3 protein-coding genes and 1 pseudogene are annotated in these 1,805 nt (G+C 53.1%); all 4 read left to right on the forward strand.

Annotated features, from left to right (window positions below; genetic code table 11):
* Positions 1 to 184, forward strand: a pseudogene (locus B3F49_RS02160) (TetR/AcrR family transcriptional regulator); the annotation flags it as partial.
* The gene (locus B3F49_RS02165) at positions 177 to 1,133 is read left to right on the forward strand and encodes an FAD:protein FMN transferase (protein WP_293908771.1); all 957 of its coding nucleotides are present in this window, start codon (positions 177 to 179) and stop codon (positions 1,131 to 1,133) included. The pseudogene B3F49_RS02160 and the gene B3F49_RS02165, both read left to right, overlap by 8 nt.
* 23 nt (positions 1,134 to 1,156) lie before the next feature.
* Positions 1,157 to 1,288 carry a hypothetical protein gene (locus tag B3F49_RS02170; RefSeq protein ID WP_293908772.1) on the forward strand — a complete coding sequence of 44 codons (132 nt, stop codon included), beginning with the start codon at positions 1,157 to 1,159 and terminating at the stop codon, positions 1,286 to 1,288.
* Positions 1,289 to 1,294: 6 nt separating this feature from the next.
* A complete protein-coding gene (locus tag B3F49_RS02175; RefSeq protein ID WP_293908773.1) occupies positions 1,295 to 1,585 on the forward strand; it encodes a hypothetical protein in 291 nt (96 codons plus the stop codon).
* Positions 1,586 to 1,805: the final 220 nt, after the last annotated feature.

Consider the following 1,805-nt stretch of genomic DNA (forward strand, 5'->3'; position numbering starts at 1 on the left):
GTGGCAGGCCGAGGGAAAAATCAGAAGCGATGTCGATGCCGCGACGATCATGTTGGTATTCACGGCGATTATGAACATCGATGTGCACAAGGAGGAGATCGGAGTTGAGCACTTTCCCCGGTTGCTGGACACGATCACCTCGTTGGTGATGGATGGCCTGATGCAAGGATGTGATCATGCGTAGCGTCGAGGCAACCCTTGCAGTCATGCATACCCAACTGTCCTGCAAGGTCTATGGAGAACAGCCTGAGGCGGCAATTGAGGCGGCTTTTGCAGAAGTGAAGCGTCTGGAATTACTCTTGAGCAGGTTCCTTGCCGATAGCGAGGTGAGCGGCATCAACGGTCAGGCTGGAAACGGTTTGGTAGATGTTTCCCCCGATACCATTGAGGTGCTGCAGGAGGCCGTGGCGGTCGGCGCTCTTTCAAGCGGTGCGTTCGATGTAACCATCGCTCCTCTGATGAATCTCTGGGATTTCACCCATGCTGCAATTCCCCCCACCCAAGCCGCCATTAATGAAGTTCGATCGCGTGTCGATTACCGCCAGATACGGTTGGATGTGAAGAATCGACGTGCCGGCTTGGGTGAACAGGGGATGATGTTGGATCTGGGAGGCTTGGCCAAGGGCTATGCCGCTGATCGTGCCAAGCAGGTGCTCATCGAATGGGGTATTGAATCGGCTTACATCAACCTTGGCGGCAATGTGTTGCTTCTGGGATCGAAACCGGATGGGTCGGCATGGAAGGTGGGCATCCGTCATCCCAGGATCCAGAATTCTTTGGTTGGAGCCATCGCGGCCAAGGACGTCTCGGTTGTCACCAGTGGTGACTATGAACGGTTCTTTATCGATTCGCAAGGAAAGCGGCAGCACCACATTCTCGATCCGAGGACCGGCTGTCCGGCCCGGTCTGGCTTGATTGGTACGACGGTGGTCTGCCCTCGTTCCCTGCATGCTGACGCCCTTTCAACAACCTTCTTTCTTTTAGGCCTCAAGGGATGCAAAAAGCTGTTGGCCGACCTCCCCGAAGTCGGGGTGTTTGCCATCGATGAAAACCTGCAGGGTTGGATCACCGAATCATTGGTCTCCGTTTTCCAACCGGTAACGGGACTGAACATATCACTTCTCAGTACATGATGCGTAAGCGTAGGAGAAATCGTATGTGGTGGATTTTGCCTGGTATGATAGTGATTATCGCCGTAGGCTTGTTCATGGCGATGCGCGTGGATGGACCGAACTGTAAGGAGGCTTCCCGGTTGCAATTTGAAAACGTGCAGTTTTCGAACCTCTAGGATGGGATGTACATCGGGCAGTGGAAGGGCAGTACCTCACACCTTCGCGATACCGAGACCGAAGTGAGGGTGGCCGGCGGTGAGGTCGAGGGTTTCAGGATTCTCAAGGGCGCTGCTGCCAAGAATGGTCAGCCGGTCAAGCTTTCCAAGGGAAGGACCATTGATGAGTTATTCAAAGCTGCAATAGAAGCAAAGAGCCTTGTTGTGGATGTAATCAGCGGGGTGACTGTCACTTCCAAGACCCACCTGAAGGCATTTGGGATGCATCGAAACAGGCTACGCAGTGAAAAGCAGTAGGGAATGTCTTGACAAATTTATCGTACTACGATAAAAAATATCTGTAAAACGATATTTGGAGGCATTCCATGCTTAGTTTGTCAAACAAAGGATTGCGCCTGCTTACAGGTCTGCTTACCCTCAGTCTCATCCTTGGCTCGCTTGCCGTAGCCGGCATAACGGTGTACTTGGTCGTCCTGGCAGTGCAGGGTGATTTCTCGCTCTTGCTGGTGTTCCCCGA

Origin of the sequence: Sphaerochaeta sp. UBA5836 (genome assembly GCF_002432845.1) — a bacterium.
In the GTDB taxonomy this organism is placed as follows: domain Bacteria; phylum Spirochaetota; class Spirochaetia; order Sphaerochaetales; family Sphaerochaetaceae; genus Sphaerochaeta.

Excerpts from the sequence above, each read along its gene's own strand:
- B3F49_RS02165 (WP_293908771.1), top strand. The coding sequence starts at position 177 with ATGCGTAGCGTCGAGGCAACCCTTGCAGTCATGCATACCCAACTGTCC.
- B3F49_RS02170 (WP_293908772.1), top strand. The coding sequence starts at position 1,157 with ATGTGGTGGATTTTGCCTGGTATGATAGTGATTATCGCCGTAGGCTTG.
- B3F49_RS02175 (WP_293908773.1), top strand. The coding sequence starts at position 1,295 with ATGTACATCGGGCAGTGGAAGGGCAGTACCTCACACCTTCGCGATACC.